This window comes from Kitasatospora sp. NPDC041917 (genome assembly GCF_055589745.1).
In genome coordinates this window covers 98356-115771 of record NZ_JBVJBI010000005.1, presented here as the reverse complement: position 1 = coordinate 115771, position 17416 = coordinate 98356, and the positions used below count along the sequence as shown (strand labels likewise).

At 74.8% G+C, this 17416-nt stretch carries 14 protein-coding genes; 4 read left to right on the top strand and 10 right to left on the bottom strand.

Features of this window, described 5'->3' with window-relative positions; translation table 11 throughout:
* Nucleotides 1-99: 99 nt before the first annotated feature.
* On the bottom strand, nucleotides 100-1584 hold the full coding sequence (locus ACZ6EM_RS07980) for an MFS transporter (RefSeq protein ID WP_465772010.1): 1485 nt from the start codon (nucleotides 1582-1584) through the stop codon (nucleotides 100-102).
* A gap of 170 nt (nucleotides 1585-1754) precedes the next feature.
* On the opposite strand from ACZ6EM_RS07980, the gene ACZ6EM_RS07975 reads away from it, so the two are divergent.
* Nucleotides 1755-2333: a TetR/AcrR family transcriptional regulator gene (locus ACZ6EM_RS07975; RefSeq protein WP_465772009.1), complete on the top strand. Its 579-nt coding sequence runs from the start codon at nucleotides 1755-1757 to the stop codon at nucleotides 2331-2333.
* A 78-nt stretch (nucleotides 2334-2411) separates the two neighbouring features.
* On the opposite strand, the gene ACZ6EM_RS07970 is transcribed toward ACZ6EM_RS07975, so the two are convergent.
* From ACZ6EM_RS07970 to ACZ6EM_RS07960, 3 genes are all read right to left on the bottom strand, one after another.
* Nucleotides 2412-3482, bottom strand: a complete 1071-nt coding sequence (locus ACZ6EM_RS07970) for a methyltransferase (RefSeq protein WP_465772008.1) — start codon at nucleotides 3480-3482, stop codon at nucleotides 2412-2414.
* A gap of 194 nt (nucleotides 3483-3676) precedes the next feature.
* Nucleotides 3677-4366: a hypothetical protein gene (locus ACZ6EM_RS07965; RefSeq protein WP_465772007.1), complete on the bottom strand. Its 690-nt coding sequence runs from the start codon at nucleotides 4364-4366 to the stop codon at nucleotides 3677-3679.
* 167 nt (nucleotides 4367-4533) lie between these two features.
* Entirely contained in the window at nucleotides 4534-5349 is an 816-nt protein-coding gene (locus tag ACZ6EM_RS07960; protein ID WP_452179795.1) for a sugar phosphate isomerase/epimerase family protein, read from the bottom strand.
* Between the two features lie 108 nt (nucleotides 5350-5457).
* Between ACZ6EM_RS07960 and ACZ6EM_RS07955 the strand changes: the two genes are divergently transcribed.
* The 3 genes from ACZ6EM_RS07955 to ACZ6EM_RS07945 all read left to right on the top strand — a co-directional run bounded on the left by ACZ6EM_RS07955 (nucleotide 5458) and on the right by ACZ6EM_RS07945 (nucleotide 9105).
* Entirely contained in the window at nucleotides 5458-6672 is a 1215-nt protein-coding gene (locus ACZ6EM_RS07955; protein ID WP_401053694.1) for an ROK family transcriptional regulator, read from the top strand.
* 90 nt (nucleotides 6673-6762) lie between these two features.
* Entirely contained in the window at nucleotides 6763-7764 is a 1002-nt protein-coding gene (locus tag ACZ6EM_RS07950) for a hydroxyacid dehydrogenase (RefSeq protein WP_465772006.1), read from the top strand.
* Nucleotides 7765-7767: 3 nt separating this feature from the next.
* A complete protein-coding gene (locus ACZ6EM_RS07945) occupies nucleotides 7768-9105 on the top strand; it encodes a sulfatase family protein (protein ID WP_401053698.1) in 1338 nt (445 codons plus the stop codon).
* A gap of 43 nt (nucleotides 9106-9148) precedes the next feature.
* Here the strand turns inward: ACZ6EM_RS07945 and ACZ6EM_RS07940 are convergent, their stop codons facing one another.
* The 6 genes from ACZ6EM_RS07940 to ACZ6EM_RS07915 all read right to left on the bottom strand — a co-directional run bounded on the left by ACZ6EM_RS07940 (nucleotide 9149) and on the right by ACZ6EM_RS07915 (nucleotide 17363).
* Nucleotides 9149-11158, bottom strand: coding sequence for an NHL repeat-containing protein (locus ACZ6EM_RS07940; protein WP_465772004.1), 2010 nt, complete (start codon nucleotides 11156-11158; stop codon nucleotides 9149-9151).
* Nucleotides 11159-11184: 26 nt separating this feature from the next.
* Nucleotides 11185-13020 (bottom strand): dipeptide ABC transporter ATP-binding protein, encoded by a 1836-nt coding sequence (locus tag ACZ6EM_RS07935; protein WP_465772003.1) that lies wholly within the window; start codon nucleotides 13018-13020, stop codon nucleotides 11185-11187.
* Nucleotides 13017-13868: an ABC transporter permease gene (locus ACZ6EM_RS07930; protein ID WP_465772002.1), complete on the bottom strand. Its 852-nt coding sequence runs from the start codon at nucleotides 13866-13868 to the stop codon at nucleotides 13017-13019. The genes ACZ6EM_RS07935 and ACZ6EM_RS07930 overlap by 4 nt, the downstream gene beginning before the upstream one ends.
* A complete protein-coding gene (locus ACZ6EM_RS07925) occupies nucleotides 13865-14824 on the bottom strand; it encodes an ABC transporter permease (RefSeq protein ID WP_452179801.1) in 960 nt (319 codons plus the stop codon). The genes ACZ6EM_RS07930 and ACZ6EM_RS07925 overlap by 4 nt, the downstream gene beginning before the upstream one ends.
* An 87-nt stretch (nucleotides 14825-14911) precedes the next feature.
* Entirely contained in the window at nucleotides 14912-16474 is a 1563-nt protein-coding gene (locus ACZ6EM_RS07920; RefSeq protein WP_465772000.1) for an ABC transporter substrate-binding protein, read from the bottom strand.
* A gap of 49 nt (nucleotides 16475-16523) precedes the next feature.
* On the bottom strand, nucleotides 16524-17363 hold the full coding sequence (locus ACZ6EM_RS07915; RefSeq protein WP_465771999.1) for a polysaccharide lyase: 840 nt from the start codon (nucleotides 17361-17363) through the stop codon (nucleotides 16524-16526).
* Between the last annotated feature and the right edge of the window lie 53 nt (nucleotides 17364-17416).

Sequence of the window (17416 nt, the reverse complement as noted above, 5' to 3'; positions counted from 1 at the left end):
CGGCGCATTCACTGCCGCTGAACCCGGCCCAAAGGCCCGAAGTCGGGTGCCCCGGCCCACCGGTGGGCCGGGGCACCCGACGACCGCCCACGGCTCCGGTCAGGCGGGCTTCGCCGCCGGCTTCGGCGTGCGGATCAGCAGCGTCGCGATCACCAGGGCGCAGCCCACGAAGGCGATGCTGGCGGTGAAGGCGCTCTGCACGCCGTGTGTCAGCGCCCGGTGCGCCTCCTCCACCGCGGTGCCGGCCTGCGGGTGCTTGGCGGCGTCGTCGCTGGCGGTGCCGTACACCGTCACGAGGATGGACAGACCGAGCGCGCCGCCCAGCTGCATCATGGTCTGCAGCACGCCCGAGGCCGCACCTGCCAGCTGCGGCTGCACCCCGCTCAGGACGGTCACGTTGGTCGGCATCAGGCAGCAGCCCGCTCCGATGCCGAACAGCAGCATCGGTCCGAGCACGCCGACGGCGTAGCTGTCGGACACCGAGATGCGGCTGAGCCACACCGCGGTGACCGTCATCAGCAGCGCCCCGACCACCATGAAGCGCTTGGCGCCGTACTTGGGCAGCAGCTTGGGGACGACCCTCGCCACCGCGAACATGCCGAGCGTCATCGGCAGGAACGCCAGCCCGGCCCGGATCGGCGAGAACTCCAGGACGTTCTGGATGAATTGGCTGAGGAAGTAGAACAGGCTGAGGATCGTCGCCGTGAACATCAGCATGTTCAGGTAGGCGGCGGTGCGGGTCCGGTCCCGGAACAGCGCGAGCGGCACCATCGGATGGCTGACCCGACGCTCGACCAGCACGAACCCGATCAGCAGGACCACCGCCGCGACGAAGCAGGTGACCGTCAGGGAGTCGCTCCAGCCCTCGGCGGGAACCCGGATGAACGCGTACACCAACAGGCCGACGCCGGCCGTGCCGGTGATCGTCCCGAGGAAGTCGAATCGGCCGTTCTGCCGGGCGGTCTCCCGGATGCACATCGGGGCCAGCACCGCCACCGCCACCCCGATCGGCACGTTGACGAACTGCACCCACCGCCAGGACACCCAGGAGGTGAGGATGCCGCCGAGGATCAGCCCGATCGACGTGCCGGTGGCCGCCGTCGCCGAGTAGATGCTGAGCGCGCGGTTGCGCGGCGTCCCCTCCTCGAAGTTGCTGGCGATCAGCGCGAGGGTCCCGGGTGCGGCCATCGCCGCGCCGACGCCCTGCAGCGCGCGGGCCAGGATCAGCAGCCACGGCGCGTTCGCCAGGCCGCCGAGCAGCGAGGCCGCCGTGAACAGCACGGTGCCGATCACCAGCACCCGGCGCCGTCCGAAGATGTCGCCGGCCCGTCCGCCGAGCAGCAGCAGGCCGCCGAAGGCGAGCAGGTACGCGTTGATCACCCACGACAGCCCGACCGGCGAGAAGTCCAGCGCCGCTTGGATCTTGGGCAGAGCGATGTTCACGATGGTCGAGTCGATGCCGACCATCAGGTAGCAGGTCGCGATGACCGCCAGGGTGAGGCCCGGCCGGCGCGTTCCCGCCGGCGCGGGACGATCCGGCGCCTCCTTCGGGACGTCCGTGCCGACAGCGTTCCGGTTGGGCATGGTGCTCCTTCTCAGGCCCGGTCCGGACGCGTGCGAGCAGTCGCCGGAGGGCAGGTAGCAACGGTGGAGGACCCGGTGGCCCACCCAGGACTCCCGATTCCTCAACAACCGTAGAGCCAAAGCTCGACGCCAGTCAACGTGCGTTGAGCGAGGTTGGGTAATATCGATACGTGGACACCAACGGACCTGCCCGCTCCCGGGCCGAACGACGACGCAACTCGGAGCGCCGCATCCTGGAGGCGGCTCGTCGGATCTTCGGCGAACTCGGCTACGAACGGACCACCATGCGCACCGTGGCCAAGGCGGCCGAGGTCGATCCAGCGCTGATCATGCAGTACTTCGGCAGCAAGGAGGGCCTGTTCCGGCAGGTCGTCCGGATCGACACCGAGTCGATGGACGCCGATGCCACCGAGCCGCTCAGCGAGCTCCTGCTGGCCGGACTCGGCGTGAAACTCGCCGGCATGCCCGCCACCTCGTTGACCATGCTCCGCTCGATGCTCACCCACCCCGAGGCGGCCTCCGAGATGCGGGCCGTCTTCGGGCAGCAGATCAAGCAGATCGCCGCCGTCCTCCCCGACGACGAGGACTCCGACCTCCGGGCCGCGCTCCTCATCACCGCACACCTCGGCGTGGTCATCGGCCGCCACCTGCTCGAACTCGACCCCCTCCGGGACGCCTCCCCCGAGAAGATCGTCGACCTCCTCCAGCCGGGCTTCCGCACCCTCGCCGCCGACCCCGACGCGGGCTGACCCACGACCTCGGAAATGCCGACGGCCGGGAAGGGCAACCGCCCTCCCCGGCCACACGTGCTCCGGACCGCCTGTGTCCTACCCGTCCGCCCCGGTCCCGTCCGGCCGGTGACCGACCGCCAGCACGTGACCGGCCGTCCCGAACGGCTCGGTGGTGATGCCGACGAACCCCGCGTCCGCCAGATAGCCGCGGCACTCCGACTCCAGGTACTCCGAGCCGCCGCCCTTCGTCGCCAGATACATGCTCAGACTGGCGATCAGCTTGGCCCGGTCCGACCGGGCCTCGTCCATCATCCGGTCGAACACCAGCACCGAACCGCCCGGACGAACGGCCCGCGCCGCCTTCCCGATCAGCATCCGCCGGGTGTCCGGGGACCAGTTGTGCAGCACGTCCCCGAAGACCACCACATCCGCCTCCGGCAGCGGATCCGTGAAGAAGTCCCCGCCGTGGAAGCCGGTCCGCTCCCGCAGCCCCGCTCCCGCCATCAGCCGATCGAAGAACGGCCCCAGCTGCGGCAGGTCGAACACCTCCACGGTCAGGTGCGGAGCCGCCCGGGCGATGTGCGCGGCGTGGTTGCCCCGCGCACCCCCCACGTCCAGCACCGTCCGGTGGCGCGACCAGTCCACCGCCGCCGCGAGCAGCTCTCCCGGCACCGAGTTGTACGAGTCCAGCCCGTCCAGGAAGTCCCCGAGCGTCTCCTCGTCATCCGCGACCGAGGAGTAGAACCCACTGGTCCACCCGTCGCCCCGAGGCTTCCCGTCAGCCTCGCCCGTCTCGTCGCCGCCCCGGAGTGAGGCCGCGACCCCCGACCAGGACGGATACATCAGCCTGCTGTAGTAGCCGAACGAACTCCCCAGGTAGCCGGCCTTCCCGGCCACCAGGAACCGCTCCGCCGCCGCGCTGTTGGCGAACCGCCCGTCCCTGGCCTCCAGCAGCCCGAGGGTGACGAGCAGGTGCAGAAAGTCGGCGGCGGGCCGAGGATCCAGCCCCAGCCGCTCACACAATTCCGTCCCGCTGGCGGGACGTTCACGCAGTTCGGTGAACACGCCGAGTTCCACGGCGGCCAGAAGCCCCTGCGCCTCGGCGAACCGGTTGGCGAGGTCGATGAGCTCCTGCGGATTGTCGGAGGAGATTCGATGGCGGGTCATGGCCCCATCCTCGGAGCCCCTGCTTAATTTGCCATAAATCCCGCCCGTTCCCCGACGTCTCCGTCGCGTACCCCGCTCTCCGGGAGGGCCGTTGGAGCATGGCGCCGCGCGGTGCGGCGCCGCCCCGGTTCAGCGTGGGGACGGTACGGCGCCGGGACGGGCGGAGGGGGCCGGACAGCGGCGTCGGGCCGCGCTCACGCGTGGGCGCTGATCTCACCGCCGGCGGAGAGCACGATGGAGATGCCGTTGGCGTCGACGCCGACGTCGTGCTGGTCCGTCTCCAGCGTGCCGTACACGGCGTTGTCGTTGCCGAGGATCTCCGCGCGGTACCGGAGCTCGCCGAGCTTGGTGACCTTGGCCGTCCAGCCGCCCGCCAGCTTGAAGGTGCCCGGTCCCTGGTGGCTCCCGCCCATCCAGGAGTGGATCCGGCCGTCCAGCGAGAGCATGACGAACATGCCGTTGGCGTCGAGTCCGTCGTCGTGCTCCTTCGTCTCCATGGTGGCGAGGACCTGACCCTTGTTGAGGATCCTGGCGACGTAGTGCATGTTGCCGAGGTCCTTGATCTCGGCCGTGCTGCCGTCCACCAGGGTCTCGGTGCGGACGCCCGAGGCCGTCTTGGGCGGCGCGGCCGGCGTCGTGGCGGCGCGCCCGGTGGGGGCGGCGGTCGGGGCGGTGGCGCCGCGCGTGGCGGGCGTGCCGGACGCGGCGGGCGTCGTGGCCGGTGCCGTGGCGGCGGGGGTGGTGGTGGTGGCCGGTGCGGCCGAGCCCTGGGTGTCCGAGGTGGGAGAGCAGGCCGTCGCGGCGGGAACCAGCAGGGCCGCGGCCAGGACGGTTCCGGCCAGCGTACGGGTGGCGGTCGCGCGGCGGATCGTCGAGAGGGGCATGCGGGTTCTCCTGAGCGCAGTACGGGTGAGGAGCAGCCGGTACGGGTCGTCCCTCCTGTGTGGGCCGGAGGGCGGGCGCCGGGTGCAATTCGAAACTAGTGCGAACAGTCGACGGAATGGAGCATTCCGTGTCACCGAACGGCAACGCCCGGACCGCTTCGCACCGGTCACGCCCCGTCAGGCACGGCTCCCGGCCCCGACACTCCTTCGACCGTTGCCGCGAGGAAGGCCGCGCCGGACGCGAGCAGCGGGGGCAGCGGGGCGGCCGCCGGGTGCCAGGGCGCCTCGTACTCCCAGCAGACCCAGGCGCCGGGCGGCAGCAGGCGCAGGCAGTCGGTGATCGGCAGGACGCCGGCGCCCAGCGGGAGCGGGGTGCGGTCGTGCGGGCCGGCGATGTCCTTGACCTGCACGTGGCCGGGGTACGGGGCGAGCGCGGCGCGGGTCTCGGCCGGCGTCTCGCCCGCGAGGTGGGTGTGCATCAGGTCCCACAGGGCGCCCACGGCCGGGTGGGCGACGCGGGCCAGCAGCCCGGCCACCGCCCGTCCGCCCCGGTGGGAGTCGTGGGTCTCGACGAGCACCCGGACGCCCAGCGCCCGGGCCTCCCGCGCGACCGCCGCGAGCCGCCGGGCGCCCCGGTCGTCGGCCTCGGCCCGCGGACCGTCGCCGCCGCGCGGGAAAACCCGCACGGCGCCCGCGCCCAGGTCGGCGGCGAGCCGCAGGTGGGAGCGGAGCGCGTCGGTCACCGGGGCGTCCGGTCCGGGGGCGGCGACGCCGACGTAGGAGGCGAGCGCGAGGGGGGTGAGGCCGTGCGCGCGGAGGGTGCGGGCGGCGGCGCGGCGCTCCCCGGGGGTCATCGCCGGGTGGACCGACTCGCCCTCGGCGCAGCGCAGTTCGAGCCCGTCCCAGCCGTGGTCGGCGCCGAGTCGGGCGGCCTCGGCCAGCGGGAGCCCGGGGACGCCGAGCGTGGAGTAGGCGAGCGGCATGGCGGCTCCATGGCTTGTCGGGCGGCCCCGGACGGCCGGGCCAAGGATATATTCAAGCTGAGACAAAGTCCTGACCGCCCGGGCCCGACCCGGGCCGAGGAGCCCGCGATGCCCCCGAGCCGTACCCCCGCCACCGCCACGACGCAGACCGTCGCCCAGGTGAACCAGACCGTCCTGCTGGAGGTGCTGCGGCGGCACGGCACGCTGTCCCGGCAGCGGCTGGCCGCCGAGAGCGGGCTGAGCACCGCGACCGTGCACCGGCTGGTCGAGGTGCTGCGCGCCGAGGGGCTGGTGGAGGTGGAGACGGAACGGGCGCCGTCCAGCGGGGGCCGGCCGCCGCAGCTGATCCGGTACAACGCCCGCGCGCAGACCGTGCTGGCGATCGCGATGCGCCCGCGCCGGATCGTCGGCGTGGTGGCCGCCCTGGACGGCACGGTGCTGCACGAGGCCGAGCACCACTGGGCGTTCCCCGGCCCGGACCGCCCGCGGGAGATCGCGGCCGGCGACCTGACCGGCCCCCTGCTCGCGCTGGTGGACGGCCTGCGGGACTGGGCCGGGCGGCACGCGGGGGCGCCCCGCGCCCTCGTCGTGGGCGTGCCCGGGGTGGTCCGGGACCGCACCGGGCTGGTGGAGTTCGCGCCCGCCCTGGACTGGCCCGGGCTGCGGCTGGGCGTGCTGCTCCAGGAGCGCTACGGCGTCCCGGTGGCGGTCGAGAGCAACGTCAACCTGGTCGCGCTGGCGGTGCGGCAGTCGCCGGCCGCGTCCGGCGTGGGCGACCTGGCGGCCGTCGTGGTGGGCATCGAGGTCGGCGCCGGGATCGTGCTGGACGGCCGGCTGCACCGCGGCCGGCTGGGCGCGGCCGGGGCGCTGGGCCATCTGATGTCCGGCCACGCGGCGCTGGACCGGCCGCTCGGACGGACCGGCGACACCCAGGCGAGGATCGGCGACCACGCGGTGGACCGGCGGATCACCGAGGCCGGCCTGACGGTGTCCGGCACCCCGGCGGAGCGGGTGGCGGGCCTGTTCCGGCTGGGCCGCGAGGGCGATCCGGCGGCGGTCCGGCTGATCGGCGAACTCACCGACGACCTGGCGCTGGTGGTGGCCAACCTGAGCGCGGTGCTGGCGCCGGAGCTGATCGCCCTGGGCGGGCGGCTGTTCTGGGAGAGCGGGGGCGAGCTCCCGGCGGCGATCGAGAGCCGGCTCCAGGGGCGGGTGCCGGTGCTGCCGCGCCTGGTGGTCGTGCACAGCACCACCACCGAGCTGGTCGGCGCGGCCTCGGCGGCGGTGCGGCTCGCGGACGGGGCGACCTTCATCACCCGCTGAGGCCGGCAGATCGCGTCGGGGCACGAACCCCCTCACTATTTCTCACTGTGATAGAAACTCCTTGTGCGTCAGCGACCCGAGGAGAACCGGATGCCCACCGCCGCCTTCGCGATGGACCCGGAGCGCTTCCCGGACGTGTACGGCCCCCGGGCGCGCGCCCGGGTCGCCGCCCGGGCCGAGGTGCTGGCCGACCCGGCCTCGCCCGACGGGGTGTGGAGCACCGAACGGCTGGCCGCCGCACCGCAGGCGCTGCGCGACGTCGAGGTGCTGTTCACCGGCTGGGGCGGCCCCGTCCTGGACGCCGCCGCCCTGGCCCGGCTCCCCCGCCTGCGACTGGTGCTCTACGCCGCCGGCTCGGTGCGCCGGATCGCCGGCGAGGCGTTCTGGGCGGCGGGCATCCCGATCGTCACCGCCGCGCACGCCAACGCCGTCCCGGTCGCCGAGTTCACCGTGGCCCAGATCGTCTACGCCCTCAAGGGCGGCTGGCGCCACGTCCTCGCCGCCCGGGCCGCCCGCGCCGCCGTCCCGGCCGCCCGCACCCCGGGCGCGTACGGCTCCACCGTCGGCGTCCTGTCGCTCGGCGCGACCGGGCGGCTGGTCTGCGAGATGCTGCGCGGCTACGACGTCGAGGTCCTCGCGCACGATCCGTACGCCCCGGCGCCGCCGCCCGGGGTCCGGGCCGTCGGCCCGGAGGAGCTCTTCGCCACCGCCGACGTGGTGAGCGTGCACACTCCGCTGCTGCCCGGGACCCGGGGCCTGGTCGGCCGGCGGCTGCTGACCTCGATGAAGCCCGGCGCCACCCTGGTCAACACCTCGCGCGGAGCCGTCCTGGACGAGCCCGCGCTGCTGGCCGTCCTCGCCGAACGCCCGGACCTCTTCGCCGTGCTGGACGTCACCGATCCCGAGCCGCCGCTGCCCGGCTCACCCCTGTTCACCCTGCCCAACGTCGTCGTCACCCCGCACCTGGCGGGCAGCCGCGGGCTTGAGCGCCGCCGCCTCGGCGATCTGGTCGTCGAGGAGTTCGAGCGCTGGCTGCGCGGGGCGCCGCTGCGCCGGGCGCTGGACCCGCACACCTACGAACGGATGGCCTGACCCGTGCCCGACCCCCTGAACCGGAGCGGCCCGGACGTGGTGCTGATCCTGACCGACCAGCAGACCGCCGACGCGATGAGCGCCGCCGGGAACCCGTACCTGCGCACCCCCGCGATGGACGCGCTGGCCGCCGCCGGCACCCGCTACCCCAACGCCTACTGCGCCCAGCCGCTCTGCACCCCCTCCCGGGCCAGTCTGATGACCGGCCGCCTGCCCAGCACGGTCGGCGTGACCGGCAACACCGGCGGCCCCGAGGACCCGCTGCTCGGACGGCTGTTCACCGAGGCCGGGTACGACTGCGGCTACGGCGGCAAGTGGCACCTGCCCGAGCTCGACCTGCCCACGGACCGGGGCTTTCGCCGGATCCACCCGGCGGGCGGGGACGACGCCGGACTCGCCCGCGCGGCCGCGGAGTTCGTCCGCGCACCGCGCGAGCGGCCGTTCCTGCTGGTCGCCTCCTTCCTGGAGCCGCACGGCATCTGCGAGTGGGCCCGCGGCCAGGACCCGCGCACCGGTCCGCTCCCGCCCGCGCCGCCCGTCCCGCGACTCCCGCCGCTGCCCGCCAACTTCCCGGTCGGGCCGTACGATCCGGCGCTGCCCCGGCTGGCCCGGCTGGCCCAGCCGCACACCCACCCGACCGCCGAGTGGCGGGAGGACGACTGGCGCCGCTACCGGCACGCCTACTACGCCCTGGTGGAGCGGGTGGACCGGCACATCGGACTGCTGCTGGAGGCCCTGGCGGAGCGCGGCACGGACCGCGGGACCGTGGTGGTGTTCAGCTCCGACCACGGCGACGGCGCGGGCGCCCACCGCTGGAACCAGAAGTGGGCCCTGTACGAGGAGTGCGTGCGGGTGCCCCTGGTGGTCTCCGCGCCCGGGGTGGCCGCCGGCGCCGTCGACGAACGGCTGGTCGCGGCCGGGCTGGACCTCATCCCGACGCTCTGCGACCTGGCCGGCATCGAGGGGCCCGACGGGCTGCCCGGCCGCAGCGTCCGCGCCCCGCGGCCGCACGACAGCGTGGTGGTCGAGACCCGCTGGGAGATCCCCGGCTTCAACAACGCCCTGGGCCGGATGGTCCGCGCCGGGCGGCACAAGTACGTGTGCTACGCCTGGGGCGACCACCGGGAGCAGCTCTTCGACCTCGCGGCCGACCCCGGCGAACTGGTCAACCTCGCGGTCGACGCCCGGCACGCGGCACTGCTCGACCGCTTCCGGGCCCTGCTGTCCGAGCACTGCGCGGAGGTCGCCGACCCGTTCGCGCGCTTCGTCCCGCGGGCCGCCGGGGACCTGCCGGTCGCCGGGGAGCCGCGGGCCGCCGGGGACCCGCACGCCGCGCACTGACGCGAAAGGGCCGGCCCGCCCGGGCCGGCCCCTCCCCCGCCGTTTACGGCCGGACGGCGATCAGTTCGCGCCCGCGCAGCGTGTAGAGCACCCCGTCCTCGTCCGCGGCCAGCCGGGCGCCGCTGTACCACTCGGCGTCCAGCTCGACCAGCACGGTCGCGGCCAGCGTGTCGCGGTCCAGCCGGAACAGGGTGCGCTCGCTGACCCCGTACAGGGCCCCGCCGAGGGCCAGCAGCCGCGGGTTGGCGCCGGACACCGCCCCCAGGTCGGCGCGCCGCCCGATCACGGGGGTGAACCCGCGCCTCCCGGAGCCCCGCAGGTCGACGGTGAACGCCCGGCCGTTCACGGTGAGCCCGTACAGGGTGTGCCCGTGCACGGCCAGGCTGCTGACGCCCGCGCCCAGGTCGGTCGCGGTGCGCCACAGTTCGCGGCCGGCCACCGGGTCCCAGCCGGCCAGGTCGCCGCGCGGGCCGGTGGGCCGGGCGTTGTCGCCCCCGAGGAAGGCCTGTCCGCGCCCGGCGGCCACGGCGCGCACCATCTGCTCGGGGCCCAGCGGGTCGGTGTGCACGGTGGGCCGGCCGCTGCCCGGGCGGTAGGTGACGAAGGAGCCGCCGCCGGTGGTGTCGGCCTGGACGCCGAGCAGCAGCAGGCCGCTGTCGGGGTCCCGGCGGATCGCCTGGGGCCGGTTCTGCTCCTGGGGCAGCGCCGCCTCCTCGACCGGTGCCCGGTCGACGCCCGGCCGGTAGCGCCAGATGCCCTGCGAGGAGTAGACGCCCAGGTAGAGGGTGCCGTCGTCGAGGACCAGGGTGTCCTTGGCCTCGCCCGGCACCGGGAGCTTGTGGACGGTGCCGGCGGCCAGGTCGTGCAGGGCGATCGAGCCGTTGCCGCCGACGTAGACCCGCCCGGCGCGGGCCGCCACCGACATGCCGAGCTGGGGGGCCGCGGGCGCGCCGGCCTCGACCAGGTCCCGGGTGGTGACGGTCCCGGTGCCGAGGTCCAGGGTCCAGACGGTGCCGCCCTCGGTGACGCCCGCCAGGGTGTCGCCGAGCCGGCCGAGGCCCCAGGAGTTGCCGTCCGGCACGGGCACCGCGAGCTGGTCGAGGGCGCCGGTGGCGAGGTCGTGGCGCCACAGCACGCCGTGCTCGGTCGAGGTGAACCAGAGGGTGTCCCCGCGGCGCTGGAAGTTGGTGACGCTCTTGGTGCCGGGGACGGCGAAGGAGCGCAGCACCCGGTGGCCGGCCGGGTCGAGGAGCGCGACGTGGGCGGGCGCGCCCTCGGTGGAGACGGCCAGCAGGTCGTCGCCGAGGACGGTGATCCGGCGGATGATCGTGTCGCCGCGCAGGTCGGGCGGGGTGATGTCGGTGACGGCGCCGGTGGCCCGCTCGACGGCGTACAGGCTCGCCCGGGTCGCTCCGCCGCCGCCGGCGAGGTTGCTGCCCACGCCGAGGTAGGCGTGGGTCGCGGTGGCGGCCACGGCGCGGCCCTGGGTGGCACCCGGCGCCGGGGAGGCGACCTCGGTGACGGCTCCGGTGGCCGGGCTCCAGGCGTAGAGGCCGGGACCGGCGGCCCGGCCCTTCTGTCGTCCGGTCGCGTAGACCGTCCCGTCCGGTGCGACGGCCACGTCGCGGACGTCGGCGCCGGGGACGTTGCCGAGCGCGGTCAGTGTGCCGTCGTAGCGGTAGAGGTTGGCCGCGCCCGGGGCGTCGGTGACACCGAGGTGGAGCACGCCGTCCCGGGCGGCCGAGCCCTGGACGAAGTTGCCGGTGGGCAGCTCGACGGTGGCGGTGACCCGGCCGGTCGGCAGGTGGTGGCCGATCACCCGGGCCGGGGCGAGGTTGCGCGAACCGATCCACAGGGTGTCGCCGATCAGCGTCGCGCTCATCAGTGGGAAGTCGCTGTTCCCGGGGCCGAGTTCGGTCACGTCCGGTCCGTTCGACGGCCGGGTCGGCGGCCCGTTCGGCGGCGCCGCCACGGCGGTCCCGGCCGGTCCGAGCACCGAGAGCGCGGCCACCGCACCGGTGCCGAGCAGGAGTTGGCGACGCGAAGGGGGCACGGCAGGCATGGGGCTCCAGAGTCCGGTCATGGGCGGGTCGGGCCGGGGGCGCCGGCGGCGGCCAGCAGCTCCCGGGTGTACGGGTGGGCGGGGGCGGCGAACAGCTCGGCGGCGGGGGCCTGTTCGACCACCCGGCCGTGCCGAAGCACCAGCACGTCGTCGCAAAGGTGCCGGACCAGCGCGAGGTCGTGCGAGATGAACACCAGCCCGACGCCGTGGTGTTCGCGCAGTTCGGCGAAGAGGTTGAGGATCTGCGCCTGGACCGAGACGTCCAGCGCGGAGGTCGGCTCGTCGGCGACCAGCACCTGCGGGCCGACGGCCAGGGCCCGCGCGATCGCGACCCGCTGGCGCTGGCCTCCGGAGAGCCGGTGCGGCCGGGCGTCGAGCACCGCCTCCGGCAGGCCGACCAGCTCGCACAGCCCGCGCGGGTCGCGGTCCCGCAGCCCGTGGGCGGCCTGCGGTTCGGCCAGCGCCTCGCGCACCGTCATCCGGGGGCTGAGCGAGGCGTACGGGTCCTGGAAGACCAACTGCACCCGGCGGCGCAGCTCGCGTTCCTCGGCGCGGTCGACCCCGGCCCAGGACCGGCCGTTCACCCGCACCGTCCCTGCCTGCGGGCGCACCAGCCCGAGCAGCGCGCGGGCCAGGGTGGACTTCCCGGAGCCGGACTCGCCGATCACCCCGACCGCCCGGCCGGGCGCGGCGCTCAGGCTCACGCCCTCCAGGGCGGGCGGTCGGCGGCGGCCGTAGCGGACGGTGAGGCCGTCGGCGACCAGGACGGGCTCGGCGGCCCGCTCCGACCGGCGCGGCCCGCTGTCCTGACGCTCCGTCACCACGGCCTGGGACACCGGGAGATGGCAGGCGAAGCCGGAATCGGCCGCGCCGGTCCACTGCGGCGCCGAGGCCGTGCAGCGGTCGTCGGCGGCCGCGCAGCGCGGGGCGAAGGCGCAGCCGGCCGGTGCCCGGCCGGCCGCCGGCGGGCGGCCGCCGATGACGGCGAGCGGTGCACCGGGCGGACCGTCCAGCCGGGGCACGCCGGCCAGCAGCCCGGCGGTGTACCGGTGCCGGGGTGCGGCCAACAGGTGTGCGGTGGGCGCCCGTTCGACGATCCGTCCGGCGTACATCACCTGGACGGTGTCACAGCTGCGGGCCACCACGCCGAGGTCGTGGGTGATCAGCAGGACGGCCGTGCCGGTCTCGTCGCGAAGCCGGACCAGCAGGTCCAGGATCTCCACCCGGGTGCTCGGGTCGAGCGCCGTGGTCGGCTCGTCGGCGATCAGCAGCTCCGGGCGGTTGGCCATCGCCATGGCGATCAGCACGCGCTGGCGCATGCCGCCGGAGAACTCGTGCGGCCGGTCGCGGTAGCGGCGCGCGGGCTCGGCGATGCCGACCAGGTCGAGGAGTTCGAGCGCCCGGTCGCGGGCGGCCCGGCGGCTCGCGCCGTGCACCAGGGCCGCCTCGGCGAGCTGGCGGCCGACCGGCATCCGGGGGTTGAGGTGGGCCAGCGGGTCCTGGAAGACCATGCCGATGCGTCGGCCTCGCACCGCGCGCACGGCGGGTTCGGGCAGGGCGAGCAGGTCGGTGCCGTCGAACCGGACGGTGCCGCCGGTGGTGCGGCAGCCCGGCGGCAGCATCCGGTTGACGGCCAGCGCGGTGAGGGTCTTGCCCGAGCCGGACTCGCCGACCAGGCCGAGGATCTCGCCCGGCCGCACGGTGAAGTCCACCCCGCGCACCGCCTCGCCGCCGCCCGCCGTGACGCGCAGGCCGCGCACCTCCAGCAGCGGCGGGCCCGGCACCGCGGCGGCGGTCACCGCATCGGTCGTCGTCACCGCATCGGTCGTGGTCACCGGATCGGTCGTGGTCACCGCAGTCTCTCCCGGTTGAACGAGTCGGCGAGCAGGGTCAGGCCGAACACCAGCAGGCCGAGCAGGAGGACCGGCGCCAGGGCGTAACCCGGGTGGAGGAAGAGGTACTTGGAGCCGGTGTTGATCATCGTGCCGAGCGAGGGGGCGGGCGGCTGGATGCCGAGGCCCAGCACGCTCAGTCCGCCCTCGGTCTTGACGGCGTGCGCCATCGCCACGGCCAGCAGCGCGGTGGTGGCGTCGACGACGTTCGGCAGCACGTGGCGGCGCAGGATCCGGCCGCGCGGCACGCCGAGCACCCGGGCCGCCACCACGTGGTCGCGGGCCAGCTGGGCGAGCAGCGCGGCCCGAGCCTGGCGGCCGAAGGAGGGCAGCGCGCTGAGCACGATGGTGGCCACCACGGTGCCGATTCCGGGGCGCACCAGCAGGGCGAGCGCGAGTCCGAGCAGGACGCCGTGCAGGCCGAGCAGCAGGTCGAACAGCCGCTGGACGGCCTCGCCCAGCAGCCGGTTCAGCCCGCCGAGCAGGCCCAGCGCGGTGCCGAGCACGGCGGCCGCCGGGACGGCGAGCAGGCAGACCAGCAGCTCGGTGCGGATCCCGGCCAGGGCCCGGGCGAGCAGGTCGCGCCCGACCTCGTCGGTGCCCAGCAGGTGGGCCGCCGACGGTCCGGCCAGGGCGTCCGGGCCCTGCCGGTAGGGGTCCGCGGCCAGCAGCGGGCCGAGCAGCCCCAGCAGCACCACCAGGAGGACGAGCAGCGCGCCGGTGCGGCCGCGCCGGGTGCGCAGCGCGGCCGGGAGCGCGGGCGGGGCGAACCGCCGGCGGCGCGCAGCGGGGGTGGTCGTCGCGGTCACCGGTCCTCCCCGGTGCCGGCGCGGGCGATCCGCGGGTCGAGCCGGCCGACGAGCAGCTCCGAGCCGAGCTGGACGAGCACGGCGACGGCGACGGCGAGCATGATCAGGGTCTGGGCGACCGGGTAGTCCCGCTGGTTGATGGCGTCCAGCAGCAGCTGGCCGAGGCCGTGCCGGGCGAAGAGCTGTTCGGCGACCACCGCGCCGCCGAGCAGCTCACCCAGGTGCAGGCCGAACTCGACGAAGAACGGCGCCAGGCTGTTGGGCACCACATGGCGGGCCAGGACCCGCCGGGGCGAGGCCCCCTTGGCGACGGCGGTCAGCACGAACTCCTCCTGGCGGGTGCGGCGCAGCTCGGTGGCGAGCAGCCGGGCCAGCACCGCCGAGCCCGGCAGCGCGAGCGCCACCGCGGGCAGGGCGAGGTACTGGACGGCGAGGTCCGGAGCGGCGAACAGGTCCCGCTCGCCGCCGGCGGGCAGCAGGCGCAGCAGCACCGCGAAGACGAAGACGAACAGCACGGCGGTGACGTACACCGGCAGCGCCAGCAGGGCGGTGGCCGGCGGGTCGAGCACCCGGGCGAGCCGGCCGCGCCGCTCGGAGGCCAGGGCGACGCCCAGCAGCAGGCCGAGGACCAGCATCAGCAGGCCGGCGGCGAGCGCGAGCTGAACGGTGCTGCCGACGCTCTGGCCGATCAGGCGGGTGACCGGTTCCCGGTAGTGGAAGGAGCTGCCGGGATCGCCGGTGAGCAGCCCGTGCAGCCAGCCCAGGTACTGGACGGGCATCGGCCGGTCCACGCCGAGGCTGTCGGCGAGCCGGTCGCGCTGCTCCTGGTCGGCCTCGGCGCCGAGCGCGGCGGACACCGGGTCGCCGGGGGCGAGGCGGAGCAGCAGGAAGACGGCGACGGAGGCGAGCCAGAGCGTGGCCAGCGCGCCGGCCGCCTTTCTGGTCCAGTAGGGCACGGGGGTACTCCGGGTGGTCGGGCGGGCGGGGGCCGCCGTCCCAGGACGGTGGGGGTCGCCCTGGGACGGCGGTCGCGTTGCGGCGCGTCAGGCGGTGCGGCGGGTGTCGTCGAGCCGCAGGTAGCCGAGCGCGCTGGTGGCCACGCCGTGGACCGAGGAGGCGAAGACGTAGGTCTCCCAGGCGTGCGCGAGGGTGATGTGGAAGGACTCGGCGAGCAGGTACTCGGACAGTTCGTGGTTGACGTCGGCCCGGGCCCGTTCGTCGGCGGCGGCGAAGGCGCGGGACTGGAGTTCGGCGTAGGCGGGGTCGGTGACGTGCGAGGTGTTCCGGCCGACCTGGAGCGGGCCGGAGACGGTGATCCCGCTCAGCGGGGAGACGCTGACCATGCCGTGGTTGGCGATGAACAGTCCTTCCAGCGTGCCCTGTTGGATCTTCGGCTGGAGCGCGGCGTTGTCGAGCAGCTGGACGTCGACGCCGAAGCCGGCCTGCTCCAGGTCGTACTTGACCAGTTCCACGAGGGAGGCGAACACCGGCGAGTTGGCGGCGGTGAGCGGCACCCGCGTGCCTTCCGCACCGGCCTCCCGGAGCAGCCCGCGGGCCTTCTCCGGGTCGTGCGGGTAGCGGGTGACCTGGTCGGGGGTCACGCCAGGGGTGTTGGACGGCCAGGGCAGGCTGCTCGCCTCGGCGTGGCCGCCGTACACCTGGGCGACGATGCGCTCGCGGTCCACCGCGTACTGCAGGGCCTGGCGCACCCGGCGGTCGTCGAAGGGCCTGCTGGTGGTGTTCACGCCGAGGAACGCCTGCTGGTAGGAGGACTTGGCGGACTGCACGGCGAAGCCCGGGTTCCCGCCCAGCACCTTGAGGTCGCGTCCGGGCACCGCGCCGATCAGGTGGGACTGTCCCGACTGGAGGGCGGACAGCGCGGCCTGGCTGCTGGTCACCGACCGGACGGTGATCCGCTCGAAGCGGGGCCGCCCGCTCTGCCAGTAGTGGTCGTAGCGGACCAGGTCGAGCTGGTTGCCGCCCTTGAACGACTGCCAGGTGAAGGGCCCGGTGCCGTTGACCTTCTCGGCGGCCTTGCCGTCGACGTAACTGCGGGCGTCCACCACGGGGTTGAAGGCGAGCGCGTCGAACAGGTTGCTGGTGGGCCTGGCGAGGGTGAGCGTGACCTCGTTGCGGGCGCTCGCCCTGATGTCGGCGAGCCGTTCCAGCAGCGGCTTGACCTGCGAGGACTTGGCGGCGCCGGTGAGCGAGAAGACGACGTCGTCCGGGTCGAGCGGGCGGCCGTCGTGGAAGGTGACGTCCTCGCGCAGCTTGAGCACCAGCCGGGTGCGGTCGGCGCTCCACTCCCAGGAGGTGGCGAGCCAGGGCACGGGTTGCAGCGTCTGCGGGTCGAGGTCGACCAGCCGGTCCAGCACCAGGTTGACGAACACCGGGGTGTCCGGGCCGCGGTGGAGCAGCTGGGTGGGGTCGGGGGCGGCGCCGTAGACGATCTGGAGGTCCGGAGCGGAGGCGGTGGCGGAGGCCGCGGCCCCGCCGGCGGCGTCCTCGGTGGCCGAGCGGCAGCCCGCCGCCAGCAGGGCCGCTCCGGCGCTCAGGCCGAGGAAGCCTCTTCGGGGCAGGCCGCGGTGACGGGCTGCGTCGCTCATGGTGGTGCTACCTCTTCGGTTCTCGGGGTCCGGGGTCCGTGCGCGCGGGTCAGTACCTGGTCACGACGACGCTGTCGCTCCAGGCCACCACGTCGGGGCCGCCGGTCGGGTAGGGGATGTTCTTGGCCGGGTTCCAGTTGGCCCGGTAGATGCCGGTCTTGAAGTACGGCGACTGGTTCTGGTGGTAGTTGTTGAGGCCGCTGTACGCGCCGACCTGCGCGCCGTCCCGGAACACGGTGACGGCGCCGGGGGTGGTGTCGGTGGACCAGGTGATGTCGAAGGCCCACTGGTTCCAGTGGCCGAACTGCACGTCGCCGAGCGGGATCACCGCCTCCTGGACGGTGCTGGGGTCGGACAGCCAGTGCACCTTGAGCCGCCAGCTGCCGTCCTTGACGGTCAGGGCGATCGGCGGCTTGGTGTCGCTGCCGTCCGCGAGCGGGTAGCCGTGCCACTGGGCGACGATCGTCTCGGTGGGGGTCCGCACCCAGTCGGCGGGCAGGTAGTCGGCGAGGGCGAAACGGTAGCTGCCCCAGCCGAGGGAGTTGACGGCGACCTCGGAGCGGTAGGAGACGCCGTCGTTCGGCACGGCGAAGCGGGCGGCCAGGCCGCTGCCGCCGGCGGGGGCGCCGGCCACGGTGATGCTGCCGTTGCCGTCGACGCGCTGGCGGGTCCAGGCGGAGACGGTGCCGGTTTCGAAGTCGTCGGCGAAGACGTCGGTACCGGACACCAGGGCGGGAGCGGTGGGAGCGGCGGGAGCGGCAGGGGCGGCAGGGGCGGCAGGGGCGGGAGCGGTGGGAGCGGGGACGGCGGCGTGGGCCGGGGCGGCGGCGGTCACGGCCAGGGCGGCGATGAGCACGGCGCCGGCGAGGCGGCCGGGGAGGCGGGACATGGTTCTTCTCCTTCTGGAGGTTCGGGACTGATCGACCGGGGGCGCGGCCGGCT

Coding starts and splice junctions, on each gene's coding strand:
- ACZ6EM_RS07980 (WP_465772010.1), bottom strand. CDS start 1,584: ATGCCCAACCGGAACGCTGTCGGCACGGACGTCCCGAAGGAGGCGCCG.
- ACZ6EM_RS07970 (WP_465772008.1), bottom strand. CDS start 3,482: ATGACCCGCCATCGAATCTCCTCCGACAATCCGCAGGAGCTCATCGAC.
- ACZ6EM_RS07965 (WP_465772007.1), bottom strand. CDS start 4,366: ATGCCCCTCTCGACGATCCGCCGCGCGACCGCCACCCGTACGCTGGCC.
- ACZ6EM_RS07960 (WP_452179795.1), bottom strand. CDS start 5,349: ATGCCGCTCGCCTACTCCACGCTCGGCGTCCCCGGGCTCCCGCTGGCC.
- ACZ6EM_RS07955 (WP_401053694.1), top strand. CDS start 5,458: ATGCCCCCGAGCCGTACCCCCGCCACCGCCACGACGCAGACCGTCGCC.
- ACZ6EM_RS07950 (WP_465772006.1), top strand. CDS start 6,763: ATGCCCACCGCCGCCTTCGCGATGGACCCGGAGCGCTTCCCGGACGTG.
- ACZ6EM_RS07920 (WP_465772000.1), bottom strand. CDS start 16,474: ATGAGCGACGCAGCCCGTCACCGCGGCCTGCCCCGAAGAGGCTTCCTC.
- ACZ6EM_RS07915 (WP_465771999.1), bottom strand. CDS start 17,363: ATGTCCCGCCTCCCCGGCCGCCTCGCCGGCGCCGTGCTCATCGCCGCC.